17 protein-coding genes are annotated in these 21599 nt (G+C 36.3%); 13 read left to right on the top strand and 4 right to left on the bottom strand.

Annotated features, from left to right (window positions below):
- The first annotated feature begins 306 nt into the window (after positions 1-306).
- From K4Z77_RS07540 to K4Z77_RS07560, 5 genes are all read left to right on the top strand, one after another.
- Positions 307-1299 (top strand): ABC transporter ATP-binding protein, encoded by a 993-nt coding sequence (locus K4Z77_RS07540; protein ID WP_033683338.1) that lies wholly within the window; start codon positions 307-309, stop codon positions 1297-1299.
- Between the two features lies 1 nt (position 1300).
- The gene (locus K4Z77_RS07545) at positions 1301-2119 is read left to right on the top strand and encodes an ABC transporter permease (protein ID WP_049524158.1); all 819 of its coding nucleotides are present in this window, start codon (positions 1301-1303) and stop codon (positions 2117-2119) included.
- A gap of 1 nt (position 2120) precedes the next feature.
- A complete protein-coding gene (locus K4Z77_RS07550; protein ID WP_224218938.1) occupies positions 2121-2906 on the top strand; it encodes an ABC transporter permease in 786 nt (261 codons plus the stop codon).
- Between the two features lie 428 nt (positions 2907-3334).
- Entirely contained in the window at positions 3335-9910 is a 6576-nt protein-coding gene (locus K4Z77_RS07555) for a S8 family peptidase (RefSeq protein WP_224218939.1), read from the top strand.
- A gap of 500 nt (positions 9911-10410) precedes the next feature.
- A complete protein-coding gene (locus K4Z77_RS07560) occupies positions 10411-10719 on the top strand; it encodes a hypothetical protein (protein ID WP_224218940.1) in 309 nt (102 codons plus the stop codon).
- 81 nt (positions 10720-10800) lie between these two features.
- Here K4Z77_RS07560 and K4Z77_RS07565 read toward each other — a convergent pair whose 3' ends face one another.
- Positions 10801-11160: a DUF3397 domain-containing protein gene (locus K4Z77_RS07565; protein WP_224218941.1), complete on the bottom strand. Its 360-nt coding sequence runs from the start codon at positions 11158-11160 to the stop codon at positions 10801-10803.
- Positions 11161-11251: 91 nt separating this feature from the next.
- On the opposite strand from K4Z77_RS07565, the gene mnmL reads away from it, so the two are divergent.
- From mnmL to K4Z77_RS07595, 6 genes are all read left to right on the top strand, one after another.
- Positions 11252-12208, top strand: a complete 957-nt coding sequence (mnmL, locus tag K4Z77_RS07570) for a tRNA modification radical SAM protein MnmL/YtqA (protein WP_224218944.1) — start codon at positions 11252-11254, stop codon at positions 12206-12208.
- Complete coding sequence (gene mnmM, locus K4Z77_RS07575; RefSeq protein WP_224218942.1) at positions 12192-12749, top strand: tRNA 5-(aminomethyl)-2-thiouridylate-methyltransferase MnmM; 558 nt, start codon at positions 12192-12194, stop codon at positions 12747-12749. Before mnmL ends, mnmM begins: the two co-directional genes overlap by 17 nt.
- A complete protein-coding gene (locus K4Z77_RS07580; protein WP_000361085.1) occupies positions 12742-12996 on the top strand; it encodes a hypothetical protein in 255 nt (84 codons plus the stop codon). The genes mnmM and K4Z77_RS07580 overlap by 8 nt, the downstream gene beginning before the upstream one ends.
- 11 nt (positions 12997-13007) lie before the next feature.
- Positions 13008-15062, top strand: a complete 2055-nt coding sequence (locus K4Z77_RS07585) for a cation:proton antiporter domain-containing protein (RefSeq protein ID WP_173305036.1) — start codon at positions 13008-13010, stop codon at positions 15060-15062.
- A 27-nt stretch (positions 15063-15089) separates the two neighbouring features.
- Positions 15090-15950, top strand: coding sequence for a YhjD/YihY/BrkB family envelope integrity protein (locus K4Z77_RS07590; RefSeq protein ID WP_173305038.1), 861 nt, complete (start codon positions 15090-15092; stop codon positions 15948-15950).
- A gap of 320 nt (positions 15951-16270) precedes the next feature.
- Complete coding sequence (locus K4Z77_RS07595; RefSeq protein ID WP_224218943.1) at positions 16271-16465, top strand: hypothetical protein; 195 nt, start codon at positions 16271-16273, stop codon at positions 16463-16465.
- 110 nt (positions 16466-16575) lie between these two features.
- Here the strand turns inward: K4Z77_RS07595 and K4Z77_RS07600 are convergent, their stop codons facing one another.
- Together K4Z77_RS07600 and K4Z77_RS07605 are read right to left on the bottom strand one after the other, a co-directional pair.
- The gene (locus K4Z77_RS07600) at positions 16576-17787 is read right to left on the bottom strand and encodes a hypothetical protein (protein ID WP_049540447.1); all 1212 of its coding nucleotides are present in this window, start codon (positions 17785-17787) and stop codon (positions 16576-16578) included.
- Complete coding sequence (locus tag K4Z77_RS07605; protein ID WP_049540446.1) at positions 17784-18983, bottom strand: hypothetical protein; 1200 nt, start codon at positions 18981-18983, stop codon at positions 17784-17786. Before K4Z77_RS07605 ends, K4Z77_RS07600 begins: the two co-directional genes overlap by 4 nt.
- Positions 18984-19218: 235 nt before the next feature.
- Here K4Z77_RS07605 and K4Z77_RS07610 point away from each other — a divergent pair, with 235 nt between their 5' ends.
- Positions 19219-19539: a DNA methyltransferase gene (locus tag K4Z77_RS07610; protein WP_049540444.1), complete on the top strand. Its 321-nt coding sequence runs from the start codon at positions 19219-19221 to the stop codon at positions 19537-19539.
- Here K4Z77_RS07610 and queA read toward each other — a convergent pair.
- Positions 19536-20564, bottom strand: coding sequence for a tRNA preQ1(34) S-adenosylmethionine ribosyltransferase-isomerase QueA (queA, locus tag K4Z77_RS07615; protein ID WP_049540442.1), 1029 nt, complete (start codon positions 20562-20564; stop codon positions 19536-19538). The genes K4Z77_RS07610 and queA overlap by 4 nt on opposite strands.
- 149 nt (positions 20565-20713) lie before the next feature.
- On the opposite strand from queA, the gene K4Z77_RS07620 reads away from it, so the two are divergent.
- Entirely contained in the window at positions 20714-21421 is a 708-nt protein-coding gene (locus tag K4Z77_RS07620) for a glucosamine-6-phosphate deaminase (RefSeq protein WP_000864592.1), read from the top strand.
- Positions 21422-21599 lie beyond the last annotated feature (178 nt).

The raw sequence follows: 21599 nt of genomic DNA on the forward strand, positions 1-21599 counted from the left end.
TCTTCGAAAATCTCTTCAAACCACGTCAGCTTTATCTGCAACCTCAAAGCTGTGCTTTGAGCTACCTGCATCTAGCTTCCTAGTTTGCTCTTTGATTTTCATTGAGTATAAAAATACCACTTTAAGAGAGAAATCTCTAATTTCATAACTTATAGGCAAGCGCTTGCATTCTAGTTTTTATTGGACTATAATAGGTTGGTATAAAGCTTTCTGTAGTAATAACATGTAGAAGGTGTAGAAAGTAAGGATTTAGAATATTTGTAGTCAAAAATACAATGTTGCTATTCCTTACATAGGGAGATCAATATGGCAATGATAGAAGTGGAACATCTTCAGAAAAATTTTGTGAAGACAGTTAAGGAACCAGGGTTGAAGGGGGCTTTGCGTTCCTTTATTCATCCTGAAAAGCAGACCTTTGAAGCGGTCAAGGATTTGACCTTTGAGGTACCAAAGGGGCAGATTTTAGGCTTTATCGGAGCAAATGGTGCTGGGAAGTCGACAACCATCAAAATGCTGACAGGAATTTTAAAACCGACATCTGGTTTTTGTCGGATTAACGGCAAGATTCCGCAGGATAATCGCCAAGATTATGTCAAGGATATTGGGGTGGTCTTTGGACAACGTACTCAGCTATGGTGGGATTTGGCTCTGCAAGAGACCTACACGGTTTTAAAGGAGATTTACGATGTGCCAGACTCGCTCTTTCATAAGCGCATGGACTTTTTGAATGAGGTCTTGGATTTGAAGGACTTTATCAAGGATCCCGTACGAACTCTTTCACTGGGACAACGGATGCGGGCGGACATTGCAGCTTCCTTGCTCCACAATCCCAAGGTTCTCTTTTTAGATGAGCCTACCATTGGTTTGGACGTTTCGGTCAAGGATAATATTCGTCGGGCTATTACTCAGATCAATCAGGAGGAAGAAACAACCATTCTCTTGACCACTCACGACTTGAGCGACATTGAGCAACTCTGTGATCGGATTTTTATGATTGACAAGGGGCAGGAGATTTTTGATGGGACGGTTAGCCAGCTCAAAGAGACCTTTGGTAAGATGAAGACACTCTCCTTTGAACTGCTACCAGGTCAAAGTCATCTCGTTTCTCACTATGAAGGCTTTTCGGATATGAGCATTGATAGACAGGGAAATAGTCTCAACATTGAATTCGATAGTTCTCGCTACCAGTCGGCTGATATTATCAAGCAAACCCTGTCTGATTTTGAAATCCGCGATTTGAAGATGGTGGATACGGATATCGAGGATATTATCCGTCGCTTCTATCGAAAGGAGCTCTAAGATGGTCAAATTGTGGAGACGTTATAAACCCTTTATCAATGCAGGCGTTCAGGAGTTGATTACCTATCGAGTCAACTTTATTCTCTATCGGATCGGCGATGTCATGGGTGCTTTTGTGGCTTTTTATCTTTGGAAGGCTGTCTTTGATTCATCGCAGGAGTCTTTGATTCAGGGCTTCAGTATGGCAGATATCACGCTCTACATCATTATGAGTTTTGTGACCAATCTTCTGACTAGGTCAGATTCGTCCTTTATGATTGGGGAGGAGGTCAAGGATGGCTCTATTATCATGCGCTTGTTGAGACCAGTGCATTTTGCGGCCTCTTACCTTTTCACCGAACTTGGCTCTAAGTGGTTGATTTTTATCTCTGTTGGCCTGCCATTTTTAAGTGTTATTGTTTTGATGAAAATCTTATCTGGGCAAGGGATTGTAGAAGTGCTGGGATTAACTGTCCTTTATCTTTTTAGCTTAACGCTGGCCTATCTGATTAACTTTTTCTTTAATATCTGCTTTGGATTTTCAGCATTTGTATTTAAAAATCTTTGGGGATCCAACCTACTTAAGACTTCCATAGTGGCTTTTATGTCTGGAAGTTTGATTCCCTTGGCTTTCTTTCCAAAGGTTGTTTCAGATATTCTGTCCTTCTTACCTTTTTCATCCTTGATTTATACTCCGGTCATGATCATTGTTGGGAAATACGATGCCAGTCAGATGATTCAGGCGCTCGCTTTGCAGTTTTTCTGGCTCTTAGTGATGGTGGGCTTGTCTCAGTTGATTTGGAAACGAGTCCAGTCATTTATCACCATTCAAGGAGGTTAGTATGAAAAAATATCAACGCATGCATCTGATTTTTATCAGACAGTACATCAAACAAATCATGGAATACAAGGTCGATTTTGTGGTTGGTGTCTTGGGGGTCTTTCTGACTCAAGGCCTGAACCTCTTATTTCTCAATGTCATCTTTCAACATATTCCATCCCTAGAAGGTTGGACTTTTCAAGAAATTGCCTTTATTTATGGATTTTCCTTGATTCCTAAGGGCTTTGACCATCTCTTTTTTGATAATCTCTGGGCGCTAGGGCAACGCTTGGTGCGAAAAGGAGAATTTGATAAGTACCTGACGCGTCCCATCAATCCTCTCTTCCACATCCTAGTCGAGACCTTTCAGATTGATGCCTTGGGAGAACTCTTGGTCGGTGGTATTTTACTAGCAACAACAGTGACTAGCATTGCTTGGACTCTTCCAAAATTCTTGCTTTTCCTAGTCTGTATTCCTTTTGCGACCTTGATTTATACTTCCTTGAAAATCGCGACAGCCAGCATCGCTTTTTGGACCAAGCAGTCAGGAGCCATGATTTACATTTTCTATATGTTTAATGACTTTGCCAAGTATCCGATTTCCATTTACAATTCTCTTCTTCGTTGGTTGATTAGCTTTATCGTGCCTTTTGCTTTTACGGCCTACTATCCTGCCAGCTATTTCTTGCAGGACAAGGATGTAATCTTTAACATCGGAGGTTTGATGTTGATTTCCCTTGTTTTCTTTGTCATTTCCCTTAAACTTTGGGATAGGGGGTTAGATGCCTACGAAAGTGCAGGTTCGTAAGAGATAAAATAGGATGAGAGTTAAAAATTAAATATGTTAAAAACAACCGTTGAAAATTATTGCGGTTGTTTTTAAATGTTTATTGATGTATAAGTTGTATCCATTCCCCTTTTTGTGATTCTGCTAGTGCTTTAAGTTGATTGCTACTATTTTTGATGGTGTGAATGTTCTGATAATGTACCCCAGCTAACTACGAAAGTTTTTGACTCTATATTTTTAACATGCATTAAAAAATAAATTAATGCGTGTTAATTTTTCTTGACTTAAATTTTTTTAATTGATATACTATTTTTCAGAGAGCTAACAATTATATATAAATGTACTACTCTATTTCCTAGATAATACTTAGTAAAACTTTTTATAACAAAGGCTAGCAAAGTTAAAGTTTTCTATCTATTGGAAGTTAAATAAATATGTAAGGAATTAAAATGAAAAAAAGTACAGTATTGTCATTAACCACAGCTGCAGTTATTTTAGCAGCATATGTCCCTAATGAGGTAGTTTTAGCAGACACATCTAGCTCTGAAGATGCTTTAAATATCTCTGATAAAGAAAAAGTAGTAGATAAACAAAAAGAAAACAAAGAAAAACTTGAAGATATTCATAATGCTATAGAAACTTCAAAGGATACTGAAGAGAAGAAAACAACAGTTATTGAGGAAAAAGAAGTTGTTAGTAAAGAATCTGTGATAGATAATAAAGCTAACAACGAAAAAGCAACAAGCAAAAAAGAAGATTCCAATCAATCCAAAGAAGATAAAGTGGACTCGTCTGCAAGTAAAGACTCAGAAAGTTCCAAAAAAGAGGATAAACTTGTCTATATTGCTGAATTTAAAGATAAAGAATCTGGAGAAAAAGCAATCAAGGAATTATCTAATCTTAAGGATACAAAAGTTTTATATACTTATGATACGGTTTTTAATGGTGTTGCAATAGAAACAACTCCAGATAATCTGGACAAAATTAAACTAATAGAAGGTATCTCATCGGTTGAACGATCACAAAAAGTCCAGCCAATGATGAATCATGCTAGGAAGGAAATTGGAGTTGAAGAGGCAATTGATTACCTAAAATCTATCAATGCTCCATTTGGTAAAAATTTTGATGGTAGAGGTATGGTCATTTCAAATATCGATACCGGGACAGATTATAGGCATAAGGCCATGAGGATTGATGATGATGCTAAAGGCTCAATGAGATTCAAAAAAGAAGACTTAAAAGGTACTGATAAAAATTTCTGGTTGAGTGATAAAATCCCTCATGCTTTCAATTATTATAATGGTGGTAAAATCACTGTAGAAAAAGCTGATGATGGAAGCGATTATTTTGATCCACATGGAATGCATATTGCAGGGATTCTTGCGGGAAATGATACTGAAAAAGATATTAAAAACTTTAACGGAATAGATGGAATTGCGCCTAATGCACAGATTTTCTCTTATAAAATGTACTCTGACGCAGGATCTGGCTTCGCAGGAGATGAAACAATGTTTCATGCTATTGAAGATTCGATCAAACACAATGTCGATGTTGTTTCGGTATCATCTGGCTTTACAGGAACAGGTCTTGTAGGTGAGAAATATTGGGAAGCTATTAGAGCGTTAAGAAAAGCAGGCATTCCAATGGTTGTAGCTACGGGTAATTATGCGACTTCTGCTTCAAGTTCTTCATGGGATTTAGTGGCAAATAATAATCTGAAAATGACAGATACTGGAAATGTAACGCGAACTGCAGCACATGAAGATGCGATAGCGGTCGCTTCTGCTAAAAATCAGACAGTTGAGTTTGATAAAGTCAACATAGGTGGAGAAAATTTTAAATACAGAAATATAGGAGCCTTTTTTGATAAGAATAAAATCACAGCAAATGAAGACGGTTCAAAAGCTCCTAGTAAATTAAACTTTGTATATATAGGCAAAGGTCAAGACCAAGATTTGATAGGATTGGATCTTAAGGGCAAAATTGCAGTAATGGATCGAATTTATACCAAGGATTTAAAAGATGCTTTTAAAAGAGCAACGGATAAGGGCGCACGCGCCATTATGGTTGTAAATACTGTCAATTACTACAATAGAGATAATTGGACAGAGCTCCCAGCTATGGGATATGAGGAGGATGAAGGAACTACTAGTCAAGTTTTCTCAATTTCAGGCGATGATGGTGTAAAGTTATGGAACATGATTAACCCTGATAAAAAAACTGAGGTTAAAAGAAATAGTAAGGAAGATTTCAAAGATAAATTGGAGCAATACTATCCAATTGATATGGCAAGCTATAATTCTAATAAACCGAATGTAGGTGATGAAAAAGAAATTGACTTTAAGTTTGCACCTGACACAGACAAAGAATTGTATAAAGAAGATATTATAGTCCCAGCAGGATCCACATCTTGGGGACCGAGAACAGATTTGCTTTTAAAACCTGATGTCTCAGCACCAGGTAAAAATATTAAATCCACTCTCAATGTCATTAATGGGAAATCAACTTATGGCTATATGTCAGGAACTAGTATGGCAACTCCAATCGTGGCAGCTTCTACTGTTTTGATTAGGCCAAAGTTAAAGGAAATGCTTGAAAGACCTGTGTTGAAAAATCTTGAGGGAGATGACAAAATAGACCTTACAAGTCTTACAAAAATTGCCCTACAAAATACTGCACGGCCTATGATGGATGCGACTTCTTGGAAAGAAAAAAGTCAATACTTTGCATCACCTAGACAACAGGGAGCAGGGCTAATTAATGTTGCCAATGCTTTGAGAAATGAAGTTGTAGCGACTTTCAAAAACACGGATTCTAAAGGGTTGGTAAACTCTTATGGTTCTATTTCTCTTAAAGAAATAAAAGGAGATAAAAAATATTTTACAATTAAGCTTCACAATACATCAAACAGACCTTTAACCTTTAAAGTTTCAGCATCAGCGGTAACTACAGATGCTCTAACTGACAGACTCAAACTGGATGAAACATACAAAGACGAAAAATCTCCAGATGGGAAGCAAATTGTTCCAGAAATTCACCCAGAAAAAGTCAAAGGAGCAAATATTACATTTGAGCATGACACTTTCACTATAGGCCCAAATTCTAGCTTTGATTTAAATGCGGTTATAAACGTTGGAGAGGCTAAAAATAAAAATAAATTTGTAGAATCATTTATTCATTTTGAGTCAGTGGAAGAAATGGAAGCTCTAAACTCCAACGGGAAGAAAACAAATTTCCAACCTTCTTTATCGATGCCTCTAATGGGATTTGCTGGGGATTGGAACCACGAACCAATCCTTGATAAATGGGCCTGGGAAGAAGGTTCAAAATCAAAAACAATGGAAGGTTATGATGATGATGGTAAACCAAAAATTCCAGGAACCTTAAATAAGGGAATTGGTGGAGAACATGGTATAGATAAATTTAATCCAGCAGGAGTTATACAAAATAGAAAAGATAAAAATACAACATCCCTAGATCAAAATCCAGAATTATTTGCTTTCAATAACGAAGGGATCAACGCACCATCATCAAGTGGTTCTAATATTGCTAAAATTTATCCTTTAGATTCAAATGGAAATCCTCAAGATGCTCAACTTGAGAGAGGATTAACCCCTTCTCCACTTGTATTAAGAAGTGCAGAAGAAGGAATGATTTCAATAGTAAATACAAATAAAGAGGGAGAAAATCAAAGAGACTTAAAAGTCATTTCGAGAGAACACTTTGTTAAAGGAATTTTAAACTCTAAAAGAAATGATGCAAAGGGAATCAAATCTTCTAAGCTAAAAGTTTGGGGCGACTTGAAATGGGATGGACTCATCTATAATCCTAGAGGGAAAGAAGAAAATGCACCAGAAAGCAAGGATACCAAAGATCCAGCTACTAGGATAAGAGGTCAATTTGAACCGATTGCGGAAGGTCAATATTTCTATAAATTTAAATATAGATTAACTAAAGATTACCCATGGCAGGTTTCCTATATTCCTGTAAAAATTGATAACACAGCCCCTAAGATTGTTTCGGTTGATTTTTCAAATCCTGAAAAAATTAAGCTGATTACAAAGGATACTTATCACAAGGTAAAAGATCAATACAAGAATGAAACTCTATTTGCGAGAGATCAAAAAGAACATCCTGAAAAATTTGACGAGATTGCAAACGAAGTTTGGTATGCCGGCGCCGCTCTGGTTAATGAAGATGGAGAAGTTGAGAAAAATCTTGAAGTAACTTATGCAGGTGAGGGTCAAGGAAGAAATAGGAAACTTGACAAAGACGGAAATACCATTTATGAAATTAATGGTGCAGGAGATTTAAGAGGAAAAATCATTGAAGTCATTGCACTAGATGGCTCTAGCAATTTCACAAAGATTCATAGAATTAAATTTGCTGATCATGCTGATGAAAAGGGGATGATTTCCTATTATCTAGTAGATCCTGATCAAGATTCATCTAAATACCAAAAGCTTGGCGAGATTGCTGAATCTAAATTTAAAAATTTAGGAAATGTTATAGACGATAGTCTTAAAAAAGATACAACTGAAGTAGAACATCATCAAGAAAATGAAGAATCTATAGAAGAAAAATCTAGTTTGACTATTCATAAAACTATTTCAACAATTAGAGAGTTTGAAAGTAAAGACTTGAAGAAACTCATTAAAAAGAAATTTAGAGAAGTTGATGACTTTACAAGTGAAACTGGTAAGAGGACAGAAGAATACGATTATAAATACGATGATAAGGGAAATATCATTGCTTATGACGATGGTAGCGCCTTAGAATATGAAACTGAAAAACTTGACGAAATCAAATCAAAAATTTATGGTGTTCTAAGCCCGTCTAAAGATGGACACTTTGAAATTCTTGGAAAGATAAGTAATGTTTCTAAAAATGCCAAGGTATATTATGGTAATAAATATAAATCGATAGAAATCAAAACGACCAAGTATGATTCCCACTCAAAAACGATGACATTTGATTTATACGCTAATATTAATGATATTGTGGATGGATTAGCTTTTTCAGGCGATATGAGATTCTTTGTTAAAGATGATGATCAGATAAAAGCTGAAACTAAAATTAGAATGCCTGAAAAAAATAAGGAAACTAAAACAGAATATCCCTATGCATCAAGTTATGGGAATGTAATAGAATTAGGAGAAGGAGATCTTTCAAAAAACAAACCAAACAATTTAACGGACATGGAATCTGGTAAAATCTATTCTGATTCAGAAAAACAACAATATCTGTTAAAAGATAACATTATTCTAAGAAAAGGCTATGCACTAAAAGTGACTACCTATAATCCTGGAAAAACGGATATGTTAGAAGGAAATGGAGTCTATAACAAGGAAGATATAGCAAAAATCCAAAAGACCAATCCTAATCTAAGAGTCCTTTCAGAAAAAATAATTTATGCTGATAGTAGAAATGTTGAAGATGGAAGAAGTACTCAATCCGTATTAATGTCGGCTTTAGACGGCTTTAACATTGTAAGATATCAAGTGTTTACCTTTAAAATGAATGATAAAGGGGAGGCAATCGATAAAGATGGAAATCTTGTGACAGATTCTTCTAAACTTGTATTATTTGGTAAGGATGGTAAAGAGTACACTGGGGAGGATAAATCCAATGTAGAAGCTATAAAAGAAGATGGTTCTACGTTATTTATTGATGCAAAACCAGTAAACCTTTCAATGGACAAGAACTACTTTAATCCATCTAAATCTAATAAAATTTATGTACGAAATCCAGAATTTTATTTAAGAGGTAAGATTTCTGATAAGGGTGGTTTTAACTGGGAGTTGAGAGTTAATGAATCGGTTGTAGATAATTATTTAATCTACGGAGATTTACACATTGATAACACTAGAGATTTTAACATTAAGCTTAATGTTAAAGACGGTGACATCATGGACTGGGGGATGAAAGACTATAAAGCAAACGGATTTCCAGATAAGGTAACTGATATGGATGGAAATGTTTATCTTCAAACTGGCTATAGTGATTTGAATGCGAAAGCGGTTGGAGTACACTATCAATTTTTATATGATAATGTTAAACCAGAAGTAAACATTGATCCAAAAGGAAATACTAGTATCGAATATGCTAACGGAAAATCTGTAGTTTTTAACATCAATGATAAGAGAAATAATGGATTCAATGGTGAGATTCAAGAACGACATATTTATGTAAATGGAAAAGAATACAAATCATTGGATGATATTAAACAACTAACAGATAAGACACTCAACATTAAGATTCTTGTAAAAGATTTTGCAAGAAATACGACCGTAAAAGAATTCATTTTAAACAAAGATACGGGAGAGGTAAGCGAACTAAAACCTCATACGGTAACTGTGACCATTCAAAATGGAAAAGAAATGAGTTCTAAGATAGTGTCGGAAGAAGATTTCATTTTACCTGTCTATAAGGGGGAATTAGAAAAAGGCTATCAATTTGATGGCTGGGAAATGTCTGGTGTCGAAGGGAAAAAAGATGCTGGTTATGTTATTAATCTATCAAAAGATACCCTTATAAAACCTGTATTCAAGAAAATAGAGGAGAAAAAAGAAGAGGAGAATAAACCTACTTTTGATGTATCCAAAAAGAAAGATAACCCACAGGCAAATCCTAGTCAATTAGATGAAAGTCACAGAAAAGAAGACTTACAAAGAGAAAATCATTCACACAAATCTGATTCAACTAAAGATGTCAAAACTACAGTTCCTGTACAAGTAAATTATAGTCAATTAGATGAAAGTCAAAGATCTGATTCAACTAAGGATGTTACAGCTCCAGTTCCTGATAAAAATGATAAAAACTTTGAAAATAAGAAGGAAGTTTATCTTAATGAACCAGAGAATATAGCTAATAAACATACCAATATCGATAGTAAATCGGATACTAACCATTCTGATAGATTGCCAAAAACCGGAACAGTTAGCGAAGTCTTCACGTCATTAGTTGCCGGAATAATGTTTACTGTAGGTGCATTTCTTGGATTGAAGAAAAAAGATCAAGATTAGGACAAAAGCTATAGAAATATGGTTTGTTTACTGAGATTAGATAGTGTGGTGATGAAATAATTTTGTGAAAATAGCCATCTATAACTCAATTATTTAGTTTACTTTACTATTGATACTCTTTTTGAGTTATTAATGGACTTAGTTTCGATAACTAATGAGTTGATTGAAAAGGTTAATATTGACAAATAGTGATCACATTGATTAGATAATAAAGTCTTTCAAAATTTAAAGGTTACTTTATTTAATAGAGGTGATGAAATAATTTCAGTGAAGGAATTAAGTAGCGTTTGGTTGCTTAATTCCTTTTTATTTGGAAGGTAGTTTTTCACCTGCTTCCTTATTTTATCGCTATTATTCAACCACTTAGACCGATATAGAGACCAGATAGGCAAAAGACCTTGTTCTTGGAACTGCCCTCTGCTATAATGATTTTTGTAAGGGACGTGAGGGGGTAGTATTAGATAACTCAAGTTCCTAAAAAAGAAATTGGAGATAAAGAAATGAAAAAATTATTGGGGATTGTATTTTTAGTAGCAGCAACGACAGTATTGTATTTTGGTTCTATTGGCTGGCCAAGTTTGGATGTCAACCTCTGGTCACTGATTCCTGTAGGCTTGTTCCTCTATTTTACCCTAGAGAATCTTTTGAAAAAGGATTACAAGGCTAGTCTGATGTGTCTGATTATTGCCTTTATCATTGCGAATGCAATTTTGGATCTGTTGCCAATTTCAAGTGGCCTGGTGATTGGTGCAGGTGTGCTAGCTTGTGTAGGTATTGGTTATCTATTTCCGGATAAAGAAGGAAAATAGGAATTGATGAAAAAATAGATAAAGAAAAAACACTTCAATCATTGTATTTTAGTTTGATTGAGGTGTTTTCGATTTAGTTTTTTATTTCTGAGCCATCAATTCAACAATCATCTCGATATACATGATAAGGATCACTAAGAATCCTGCACGCCAGAAGAATTTGATGAATTTAGGATAGTAAAAGCTACGTTTTTTCAAAAGGAAGAAAAAGACGAGAATAATAGCTAGGACTGAGAGGGCTAGCCCCAGTCTAGGGAGGAAATTATGGGTGAAGGTTTTAGCTGTAATCAAGTAATACTCAAATACCAAGACCGGAAAAGCTAAATCCGCAAAGTTTCGTCCTAGTTTTTTTAATCTAAAAAGTTTGGTTATGATAATGCAGACTACTAAGGTCAGTATCAATAATAAAATAGATGCTAATTTCATTAAAATCATATCCATATTGTATCATAAAAAATCGCTAATGGAAACGAGAAACAGAGGAATTTATAGGAAAGTCAGGCTTTTGAGATTGTGGGTGATTTTTGTTATAATGAAGGTTATGAAATCTTATAATACCTTGAATGATTATTATCGAAAACTTTTTGGAGAAAAGACTTTTAAAGTCCCTATTGATGCGGGATTTGACTGTCCCAATCGTGATGGAACTGTGGCTCATGGAGGCTGTACTTTTTGTACGGTTTCAGGTTCTGGAGATGCTATCGTAGCACCGGACGCGCCTATCCGTGAGCAGTTTTATAAGGAAATTGACTTTATGCACCGCAAGTGGCCAGATGTTCAGAAGTATCTGGTTTATTTTCAAAATTTTACCAACACCCATGAAAAGGTTGAAGTTATTCGAGAGCGCTATGAACAGGCTATCAATGAGCCAGGTGTGGTAGGAATCAATATCGGAACGCGCCCAGACTGTTTACCAGATGAAACCATTGAATATTTGGCTGAGTTATCGGAGCGCATGCATGTGACGGTTGAATTGGGCTTGCAGACCACTTATGAAACAACCTCTGACCTGATTAACCGCGCCCACTCTTATGAGTTGTACGTGGAGACGGTCAAGCGTTTGAGAAAGTATCCCAAGATTGAGATTGTTTCCCATCTGATCAATGGACTTCCTGGTGAAACACATGAGATGATGATTGAAAATGTCCGCCGCTGTGTTACGGATAACGATATTCAAGGAATTAAACTGCACTTGCTTCATCTCATGACCAATACGCGTATGCAACGAGATTACCACGAGGGACGTTTGCGGTTGATGAGCCAGGACGAATATGTTAAGGTCATCTGTGACCAACTGGAAATCATTCCCAAGCATATCGTCATCCACCGAATCACAGGAGATGCTCCCAGGGATATGCTGATTGGGCCTATGTGGAGCCTCAATAAATGGGAAGTGCTAAATGCTATTGAGATGGAGATGCGACGTCGTGGAAGCGTTCAAGGATGTAAGGCTGTGAAACAGGAGTTTGAAAATGAAAAGACCACTTGAGATGGCACATGATTTTTTGGCTGAGGTAGTGACAAAAGAGGATATCGTAGTGGATGCGACTATGGGAAATGGTCACGATACCCTTTTTCTAGCTAAGTTAGCCAAGCAAGTCTATGCCTTTGATATTCAGGAACAAGCCTTGGAAAAGACCCAAGAGCGTTTGGACCAGGCTGGTTACACAAATGCCCAGTTAATCTTGCAAGGCCATGAGACTCTGGACCAGTTTGTGACAGAAGCCAAAGCAGGAATTTTTAATCTGGGTTATCTGCCGTCGGCCGATAAGTCCGTCATTACCAAGCCTCAGACAACTATTGAAGCCTTAGAAAAGCTGTGTGGCTTACTTGTCAAAGGTGGACGGATTGCCATTATGATCTACTATGGTCATGAGGGAGGAGATATTGAGCGAGACGCTGTCTTGGATTTTGTTAGCTGGTTGAACCAACAGGAGTATACAGCTACCATTTACCGAACCCTGAACCAAGTTAATAACCCGCCATTTTTAGTGATGATTGAAAAATTAGAGAGATATAGACATGGATAAACAATACCTACGTGAAAAGCTGGATGCCATGCGCCAGAATTTTGTTGAGTCAACCCACCACGAACGAGCGGTGGGCGTGCTAGACCAAGCGCATATGAGCAAAAAAATGCTTAAAATCAAGAAAAAATTAGTTGCTCTTGAGATGGAACGGTGCCAGAGAAAAATTGAGCACAAAGACTGTTCCAAGATTGACCAAAAAATCAAAGAGCAGAAGGAGATATTTGAATCCTGTTGTAAAAAAGATTAAGGAGGACGTGCGTGGAATTACTGATTTACCTCATCCTATTTTTACTGGTCTTGATTGTCTCAAGTACAACCAATAAGCTCCTGCCCTTTTTGCCTCTCCCTTTGGTGCAGATTCTTTTGGGAATCGTGATTGGTCTCTTTTTACCCAATACCGACTTTCATCTCAATACAGAGTTGTTTTTAGCCCTGGTTATCGGGCCCTTGCTTTTCCGAGAATCCGAAGAAGCGGACATTACGGCTATTTTAAAACACTGGCGAATCATTGTCTATCTCATTTTTCCAGTGATTTTTATCTCGACCCTGAGTTTGGGTGGCCTGGCCCATCTTCTTTGGCTCAGCCTTCCCTTGGCAGCTTGTTTGGCTGTTGGGGCAGCCCTTGGGCCTACGGATTTGGTGGCCTTTGCCTCTCTTTCTGAGCGGTTTAGCTTTCCTAAGCGTGTGTCCAATATTCTTAAGGGTGAAGGACTCTTGAATGATGCTTCTGGTTTGGTTGCCTTTCAGGTAGCTTTGACAGCTTGGACAACAGGAGTCTTTTCCTTTGGGCAAGCTAGTAGTTCGCTCATCTTTTCAATTCTAGGCGGTTTTTTGATTGGCTTTTTAACAGCCATGACCAACCGTTTCCTCCATACCTTCTTGCTAAGTGTGCGCGCAACGGATATTGCCAGTGAACTTTTATTAGAATTGAGTTTGCCTCTGGTGACCTTCTTTCTGGCAGAAGAAGTCCATGTTTCAGGGATTATTGCCGTTGTGGTTGCGGGGATTTTAAAGGCAAGCCGTTTTAAGAAAATTACGCTCCTCGAAGCCCAAGTGGATACGGTGACCGAGACGGTTTGGCATACAGTGAATTTTATGCTCAATGGTTCTGTCTTTGTGATTTTAGGGATGGAGTTGGAAATGATAGCAGAGCCTATTTTAACCAATCCAATCTATAATCCCTTACTTTTATTGCTATCTCTTGTCGCCCTGACCTTTGTCCTCTTTGCCATTCGTTTTGTCATGATCTATGGCTATTATGCTTATAGGACCCGACGCCTCAAGAAAAAACTGAATAAGTATATGAAGGATATGCTTCTCTTGACCTTCTCAGGCGTCAAGGGAACGGTGTCGATTGCTACAATTCTTCTGATACCAAGTGATTTAGAGCAAGAGTATCCTCTCTTACTTTTCCTTGTCGCAGGTGTTACGCTTTTAAGTTTTTTAACAGGCCTCTTGGTCTTACCTCATCTTTCTGATGAACAGGAAGAAAGCAAGGATTATCTCATGCATATCGCTATTTTAAATGAAGTAACGTTAGAGTTGGAAAAAGAGTTGGAAGACACAAAAAATAAACTTCCCCTCTATGCGGCTATTGACAATTACCATGGACGAATAGAGAACCTTATCCTGAGTCAAGAAAACAAGGGTGAACAAGAGGACTGGGAGGCCTTGAAACTTCTTATCCTCAGTATTGAAAGTGATGGTCTGGAACAAGCTTACGAGGAAGGCAAGATGAGTGAGCGTGCTTATCGGGTTTACCAACGTTATTTGAAAAACATGGAACAAAGTATCAATCGCAAATTTGCTTCAAGATTGACCTATTACTTCCTTGTTTCCTTGCGAATTTTACGTTTTCTCCTTCACGAAGTCTTTACCTTTGGCAAGACCTTCCGCAGTTGGAAAAATGAAGAATCACAGAAACTCAGAGCCCTTGACTATGACCAAATTGCAGAGCTCTATCTAGAAAATACAGAGATGATTATCGAAAGTTTGGAGAACCTAAAAGGGGTTTATAAGAGTTCTTTAATCAGCTTCATGCAAGATTCTCGTCTCCGTGAAACAGCTATCATCACCAGTGGTGCCTTTGTCGAACGGGTTATCAATCGTGTCAAACCCAACAATATCGATGAAATGCTGAGAGGCTATTATTTGGAGCGCAAGTTGATTTTCGAATACGAAGAAAAACGATTGATTACGACCAAGTATGCCAAGAAGTTGCGACAAAATGTCAATAACTTAGAGAACTATTCCTTGAAGGAAGCTGCCAATACCCTGCCTTATGATATGGTGGAATTGGTAAGAAGAAATTAATTAAGATTGTAAATAAAGGAGTATGATATGAAGAAGTGGTGGAAAGGGCTGATAGACAAGCCTTTATTAAAAGCCTTTTTGCATTATTATCAAGCATCAGATAGTGAGTTGACCAGCGTCGCCGTGGCCTACTATTGGTTGATTTCGATTTTCCCTCTGCTTTTGGTGGTGGTCAATATCCTCCCTTATTTTCAGATTCCAGTTTCTAATTTTTTAAAGGTTGTCAATGAATTCTTGCCGGAAACTATGTATGATGTGGTCGCAAAGATTATTACAGAAGTGCTGACCCAACCTTCAACGGGTTTATTGAGTTTTGCGGTTTTGTCAGCTCTCTGGACCTTTTCAAAATCCATGAATTTCCTACAGAAAGCCTTTAATAAAGCTTACGGAGTGGCTAAAAATCGTGGAATGATTTCCAGTCAGCTCATGAGTTTGTTTGTCAGTTTTGGCTTGCAGATTCTCTTTGCTTTAGCCCTCTTTCTCAGTGTCTTTGGCCGCATGCTCCTCAACCTTATCAAAAGCTACTGGAAATCAGATAGTCTTATCTTTGATTATTTGCAAGATCTAACAGGCCCCTTGATCTATGCCTTGATTTTCACTATCTTGGTCATGCTTTATTATTTCCTGCCTAATGTTACGGTCCGACGAATTCGCTATGTGTTGCCAGGTAGTGTCTTTGTCTTGTTGACTCTGGTCTTACTACTCAATATCTTTTCAGTCTATATCAATAATTATGTCAATCACCTAGTGGACGTCCGCTTTTTCAGTTCCGTTGTCGTGGTGGTCATGATGTTCTGGTTTATTCTCATCGCTAAGATTTTAATTGTCGGTGCAGTTATCAATGCTAGTGTCCAGAGTTTGCAAGATCCGAGCTTGAGAAAAGACTAACTTATACTTAATGAAAATCAAAGAGCAAGCTAGGAAACTAGCAGCAGATTGCTCAAAGCACTGCTTTGAGGTTGTAGATGAAACTGACGAAGTCAGTAACCATACCTACGGCAAGGTGAAGCTGACGTGGTTTGAAGAGATTTTCGAAGAGTATAGTTCTTTATCTATTACAAAACGCATACTATATCGAAGCGTTTTTTGTTGTTACATTAACAGAGGGAAATTTGGCATAATTTATTTTTAAGTGCTTTTCAGGCTATATTTTGATCATTTGAGGAAATCAACATTATTTTTAAATATTTATCTGATAAGATAGGAGTATGAAAAATTTAAAAGAAGATAACATAAAAAAATCCTTATGGCACATCAAACGCCATTGCGAAAATATAGAGAAAAACACTGATGATAGAAAAAAAATCGAACTTCTCCACCTAAAGGAAAGTATAGAGATACTAAGACGGGTTTTAAACGATGAAAAACCCTATCCGAATTTGGATAGGGAAGAAGTATTTTGAGAGAACATAACCTATTAATTTTAAATATATAGATAATATCACAATAAAATACTTTTTGAGAATTTTTTAATTACTGTTCGTCTTTTATAGTGCTAAATCTAGTTTCATTACTATTGATAATTAAAAGTGGTTAATATTTTTGCTATTATTTTTTCAAATTCTATATTCAATTTCTTCAGTTCATCATCAAGTGCTCTTTTATCCTCAAATACTCTTAGATTATGATAAAGTATATTCCTTAACCGATATAGATGATTATACGTTTTTGGGGATTCATCTGGAGAATCTAAACCTTCTTCAAATAAACCCGTTTTCTTTAAAATGTTTATATATATTCTATAAAATTCAAGTGGTGTATCTTTCTGTTCCAAAACCGATGAATGAACCGTGAATAGTTTCTTTATTCTATATTTTTCAGTTAAAATTTCATTGATTTCAGATTTTAAAACAACAAGATTTTTTCCCCCCCTCTCATCCATCGTTTTTTCTAACATCTTATGGGCTAGGAAACTAATAAAAACCTCTATATATTGATAAAGAACTGAAAATTTTATATATTCAGTATTAAATGATTGATAATATAATTCTGGTAAGACATCTGTCATAAATCTTAAAGAATCGTCATCAATGTCTTCACTAACACTAATCGACTTAATAATTAGCGTCTTCAATCCATTTTCAATAGGATCATCCACAATATTTTCAGGAGCAATACTAAAATTATTCAATTCTATATGTTTTTGTGAAGCATAGAATTCATCTGTATCCTTTATGGGGAAAAAATGATGTTCTAGCATCATTAATATTTTCATATGGTCGCTATTAAACTGATTTAGCTCTGCATCTCTACAATCTTCTACGAAAATAACCAACGGAAAGTCAAATTTACTTTTAAACTGTTCAAATATACCTTCTCCAATAAACTTGTCATCATTTAATTTTAAGAAAGCTTTATATTTTAATATTTCATCGATTTTAACTTTATCACTTTTTTCATCCAAATTTAGGTCAAAAAAATATTTCTCGATAAAATACTTTTCTGAATTAAAGAAAACCTCCCTTGCTGCATCCATATAAGCTTCGAAATAGATCTGATTTCGCTCATTCGACATTACAACATTATTTGAATGTAGTCTTTCAACAGAAAAAATATAGCCAATAGCGTTAGCATTGTCACGTGTATTTGAGTAACATCGATAGACATCTTTTTCTAAATAATTTTCATAATAATAATAATGAATCTTGAAATCACTAATTGGTTTGTCTTTTCGAATGTATTCCCTAGTTGTTTTATATGGAAATTCTATTATTTCTTTATTCATATCCCCATCTTATTTGTATATACTTCCATGGCGGTGTTTGAAGTTTCATATAAATTCAAAAAACAACCTGCAGATTCATCAAAGAGCAATCTAAAGAATTCACTAAAATACATTCTTTGCGAATTACCTATTTTTGAAGAATTTTGTTTGATTATATATAAATTCTTATTTAATTCCAAGAACCAATCATAAGCATAATCTCCACCACCTTCTAAACTGTTAATAAGTCTACTGATATCGGAAATAGAACTTATTTTATTCTTTTGTTTCAGTAATGACAGTCCAGCCCCAAATCCAGTCATCACTTGAGATTTCGACATTAATGAAAAAATGCTTTCTGCAAATAAAAATGTTTTTACAGACTCGGCATTGAGTAGCAACGAGTCATCTTCAGATAACAAATCATTCATATTTTTAGTGTCATCTTCTGAAGTCATACTATTCATTCTATTTAATAGTGAATTATAACATTGAACAAAAGTTTTAAATAGATCCTCTTCAACATTTTCGCTTGAAATTGTCTCCAACGTTTTTATAGTTTCTAATATAGTAGATCGTGTCATTGGAAGATAACTAGACTGCAAATAGGAAACAAACCCATCAATAATATCCTGGAATCGATACTCTCCAATGTTTCTAGGAGACCGTCCTTCAACCTCTTTTATTAGAATTATATCTGGGATATTTACATCATAGTTGCTATATAAAATTTCTATTTGATGGCGAAGCGTCATTGGAGTTTGACCAGTATTTAGTGTCAACATCCTATATAAAAGGCCAAAACGATTTATTCCGCCATAAACTTCAGCATGTAGACTTCCTTTTAAAAAAAGTGATGTATCTCTACCTTCTTTAATAAGTTCATTATAAGCATCTATTATTGTAAATGTTCTTTGCAAACCATCTAAAATTAGAGATTTCTTTAATAATTCCTTAATATTGCTTTGATTCAATTCTTCCTCTGACATATCTTTGCTATCAATCGCTAGCACTATTGGGGGGATAATACAACCATATTTTAAATCCTCTTTTAATTGTGAGTATATGCTCATCGAAGAACGAACTCTTTTTCTTTGATATTCATTGTTTGATATAATATTTTCAGCGAATTCCAAATACTCATTTAATTCCAACTCTATTAAATAGTTTGATGTCTGTATTTTACGATCTTCTGTCCGACTTAAAATCTTTACCATAATTGAACCTCTGTCTTTTTTATCATTATATCATTTTTTTCATTATTTTAAAATTCAGATGAAGAAATCAAACAAAATATTTATTGATAAATAATTTTACTATAAATACAGACTCCCCTACTTGACTCTAATTTCCTATTTTTACAAATTTCAACAACTACCATATTTTACTGTTGCTTCAATTTTAACTATTTACATTGTTTTTTGATATAATATTTAATAGATGGAGGAATTAATGCCTAATTTACAAAATAACAAAAGAATATATGACAAAGAGTGGAATTTTGAAGATTTTAGTATGAGTGAATATACTCACACAATTCACTCTTATCCCGCTATGATGATGCCAAGAATTGCTAGAAATTTTATTCAGCAATATGCATCCAAAGATTCAGTTATTCTTGATCCATATATGGGTTCAGGGACAACTTTACTTGAAGGTGTTGTTGAAAATGTCAAAAAGGTTATTGGTTTTGATTTAAATCCTTTAGCAGTTCTGATTACAAAAGCGCATACTATCAAACTTGATATGCGCTTTTTTGATTGTAAAAATTAATAGATAAACATGGCATCGCCAAAACTGAAGAAGCGGTAGTGTTCTTGGATGGCATGGTGATAAGCGTCTAAGACTAATTCACGGCCTGCAAAGGCAGAAACCAACATGACCAGAGTTGATTTTGGCAGGTGGAAGTTGGTTGAGAAGGCATCCACGACCTTCCATTCATAGCCAGGTTTGATAAAGATATTGGTCCAGCCAGAATCTGCTTGGATTTGCCCATCAAACTTGGAACCAATAGTCTCCAATGTGCGGATAGAAGTGGTTCCGACAGCGATGACACGACCACCATTTTCTTTAACAGAACGAAGGGTGGCAGCAGCTTCCTCAGAAAGTTGGTAGAATTCTGAGTGCATTTCATGTTCATCCAGATTGTCAACAGAAACGGGTCTAAAGGTTCCGAGCCCGACATGAAGAGTCAGATAGACCAGATGAACACCCTTAGCTTGGATTTCTGCTAGCAGTTCTTTAGTGAAGTGTAGTCCAGCAGTTGGTGCTGCAGCAGAGCCACTTTCCTTGGCGTAAACGGTTTGATAACGTTCGCGGTCATCCAGTTTTTCATGGATATAAGGCGGTAGTGGCATTTCTCCCAGACTTTCCAAAACTTCTAGGAAAATTCCTTGGTATTCAAAGCGGACAATACGGCCCCCGTGAGTCAATTCTTCCGTAACAACAGCGCTGAGACGGCCATCACCAAAGCTGACACGAGTACCAACCTTGAGGCGTTTGGCAGGTTTAGCCAGAACTTCCCACTCATCTCCATTAGTATTTTTGAGCAGGAGAAGTTCCACATGACCTCCAGTTTCTTCCTTTTGACCATAGAGGCGGGCAGGGAGAACGCGGGTGTCGTTCATGACAAGGGCGTCACCAGGTTCCAGCATATCAATAATAGAGTGGAAGTGTTTATCCTGCATTTTTCCAGTCTCACGGTTGACAATGAGGAGTTTGGAGGCATCCCGTTTTTCAAGGGGCGTTTGGGCAATCAATTCCTCGGGTAAGTGGAAATCAAAATCAGCTGTATTCATATATCTGTTCATTCTTTCTAAGTTCTAATCCTATCCATTATAACATGTTTCAAGTATAGTCGCTCTTTTTTAGAAAATAAATCGTTTTCACTTGACAAAAATTGGTCTATACCATATAATAAATATAGATTAAAATGGAGGATGAAAATATGAAAGTTATTAAAGTTGAAAACCAAATCGAAGGTGGAAAAGTTGCTTTTGAGATTTTGAAGGAAAAATTGGCCAACGGCGCTCAAACCCTAGGACTTGCGACAGGAAGTAGCCCACTTGAATTTTACAAGGAAATTGTTGAGAGTGACCTTGATTTTTCAAATCTAACTAGTGTAAACCTTGATGAGTATGTAGGGCTTGATGGGGACAACCCACAGTCTTATCGTTACTTCATGCAAGAAAACTTGTTTAACCAAAAACCATTTAAAGAAAGTTTCTTGCCTCGTGGGGTTAAGGACAATGCTGAAGCTGAAGTAGAACGCTACAACCAAATTTTGGCTGACCATCCAGTTGACCTCCAAATCTTGGGAATTGGTCGCAATGGACACATCGGATTTAATGAACCTGGTACTCCATTTGACAGTCAAACGCATCTAGTAGAACTTGACCAGTCTACTATTGAAGCCAATGCGCGCTTCTTTGACAAGATTGAAGACGTCCCAACCCAAGCCATTTCAATGGGGATTAAAAATATCTTGGATGCCAAGTCAATTCTTCTCTTTGCTTACGGTGAGTCGAAAGCAGAAGCCATTGCTGGAACAGTGTCTGGCCCAGTGACTGAGAGTCTACCAGCAAGTAGCCTACAAAATCATCCAGATGTGACCATCATCGCAGACGCTGAAGCGCTTAGCTTACTTGAAAAATAAAAAAGTGAGATCCTTCAGTATCTTTTATTGAGTGCTTTCAAGACTTGCATAAATGGAAGAAAAAAGGTAAATTCCCAAACTAAGTTCCACCGCTAATCCAAGTGGAAGTTAGTCTGATAAAAATTCTAAAAACCAGTGGAAATCCGTGTCAGGGTAAGTTCCACTGGTTTTAATCATG

Origin of the sequence: Streptococcus mitis subsp. hohhotensis (genome assembly GCF_020089495.2) — a bacterium.
Lineage (GTDB): Bacteria > Bacillota > Bacilli > Lactobacillales > Streptococcaceae > Streptococcus > Streptococcus hohhotensis.

Coding starts and splice junctions, on each gene's coding strand:
- K4Z77_RS07545 (WP_049524158.1), top strand. CDS start 1,301: ATGGTCAAATTGTGGAGACGTTATAAACCCTTTATCAATGCAGGCGTT.
- K4Z77_RS07550 (WP_224218938.1), top strand. CDS start 2,121: ATGAAAAAATATCAACGCATGCATCTGATTTTTATCAGACAGTACATC.
- K4Z77_RS07595 (WP_224218943.1), top strand. CDS start 16,271: ATGAAAAATTTAAAAGAAGATAACATAAAAAAATCCTTATGGCACATC.
- K4Z77_RS07605 (WP_049540446.1), bottom strand. CDS start 18,983: ATGGTAAAGATTTTAAGTCGGACAGAAGATCGTAAAATACAGACATCA.
- K4Z77_RS07620 (WP_000864592.1), top strand. CDS start 20,714: ATGAAAGTTATTAAAGTTGAAAACCAAATCGAAGGTGGAAAAGTTGCT.
- K4Z77_RS07560 (WP_224218940.1), top strand. CDS start 10,411: ATGAAAAAATTATTGGGGATTGTATTTTTAGTAGCAGCAACGACAGTA.
- K4Z77_RS07590 (WP_173305038.1), top strand. CDS start 15,090: ATGAAGAAGTGGTGGAAAGGGCTGATAGACAAGCCTTTATTAAAAGCC.
- K4Z77_RS07540 (WP_033683338.1), top strand. CDS start 307: ATGGCAATGATAGAAGTGGAACATCTTCAGAAAAATTTTGTGAAGACA.
- K4Z77_RS07580 (WP_000361085.1), top strand. CDS start 12,742: ATGGATAAACAATACCTACGTGAAAAGCTGGATGCCATGCGCCAGAAT.
- K4Z77_RS07610 (WP_049540444.1), top strand. CDS start 19,219: ATGCCTAATTTACAAAATAACAAAAGAATATATGACAAAGAGTGGAAT.
- K4Z77_RS07565 (WP_224218941.1), bottom strand. CDS start 11,160: ATGGATATGATTTTAATGAAATTAGCATCTATTTTATTATTGATACTG.
- K4Z77_RS07600 (WP_049540447.1), bottom strand. CDS start 17,787: ATGAATAAAGAAATAATAGAATTTCCATATAAAACAACTAGGGAATAC.
- queA (WP_049540442.1), bottom strand. CDS start 20,564: ATGAATACAGCTGATTTTGATTTCCACTTACCCGAGGAATTGATTGCC.
- mnmL (WP_224218944.1), top strand. CDS start 11,252: ATGAAGGTTATGAAATCTTATAATACCTTGAATGATTATTATCGAAAA.
- K4Z77_RS07555 (WP_224218939.1), top strand. CDS start 3,335: ATGAAAAAAAGTACAGTATTGTCATTAACCACAGCTGCAGTTATTTTA.
- mnmM (WP_224218942.1), top strand. CDS start 12,192: ATGAAAAGACCACTTGAGATGGCACATGATTTTTTGGCTGAGGTAGTG.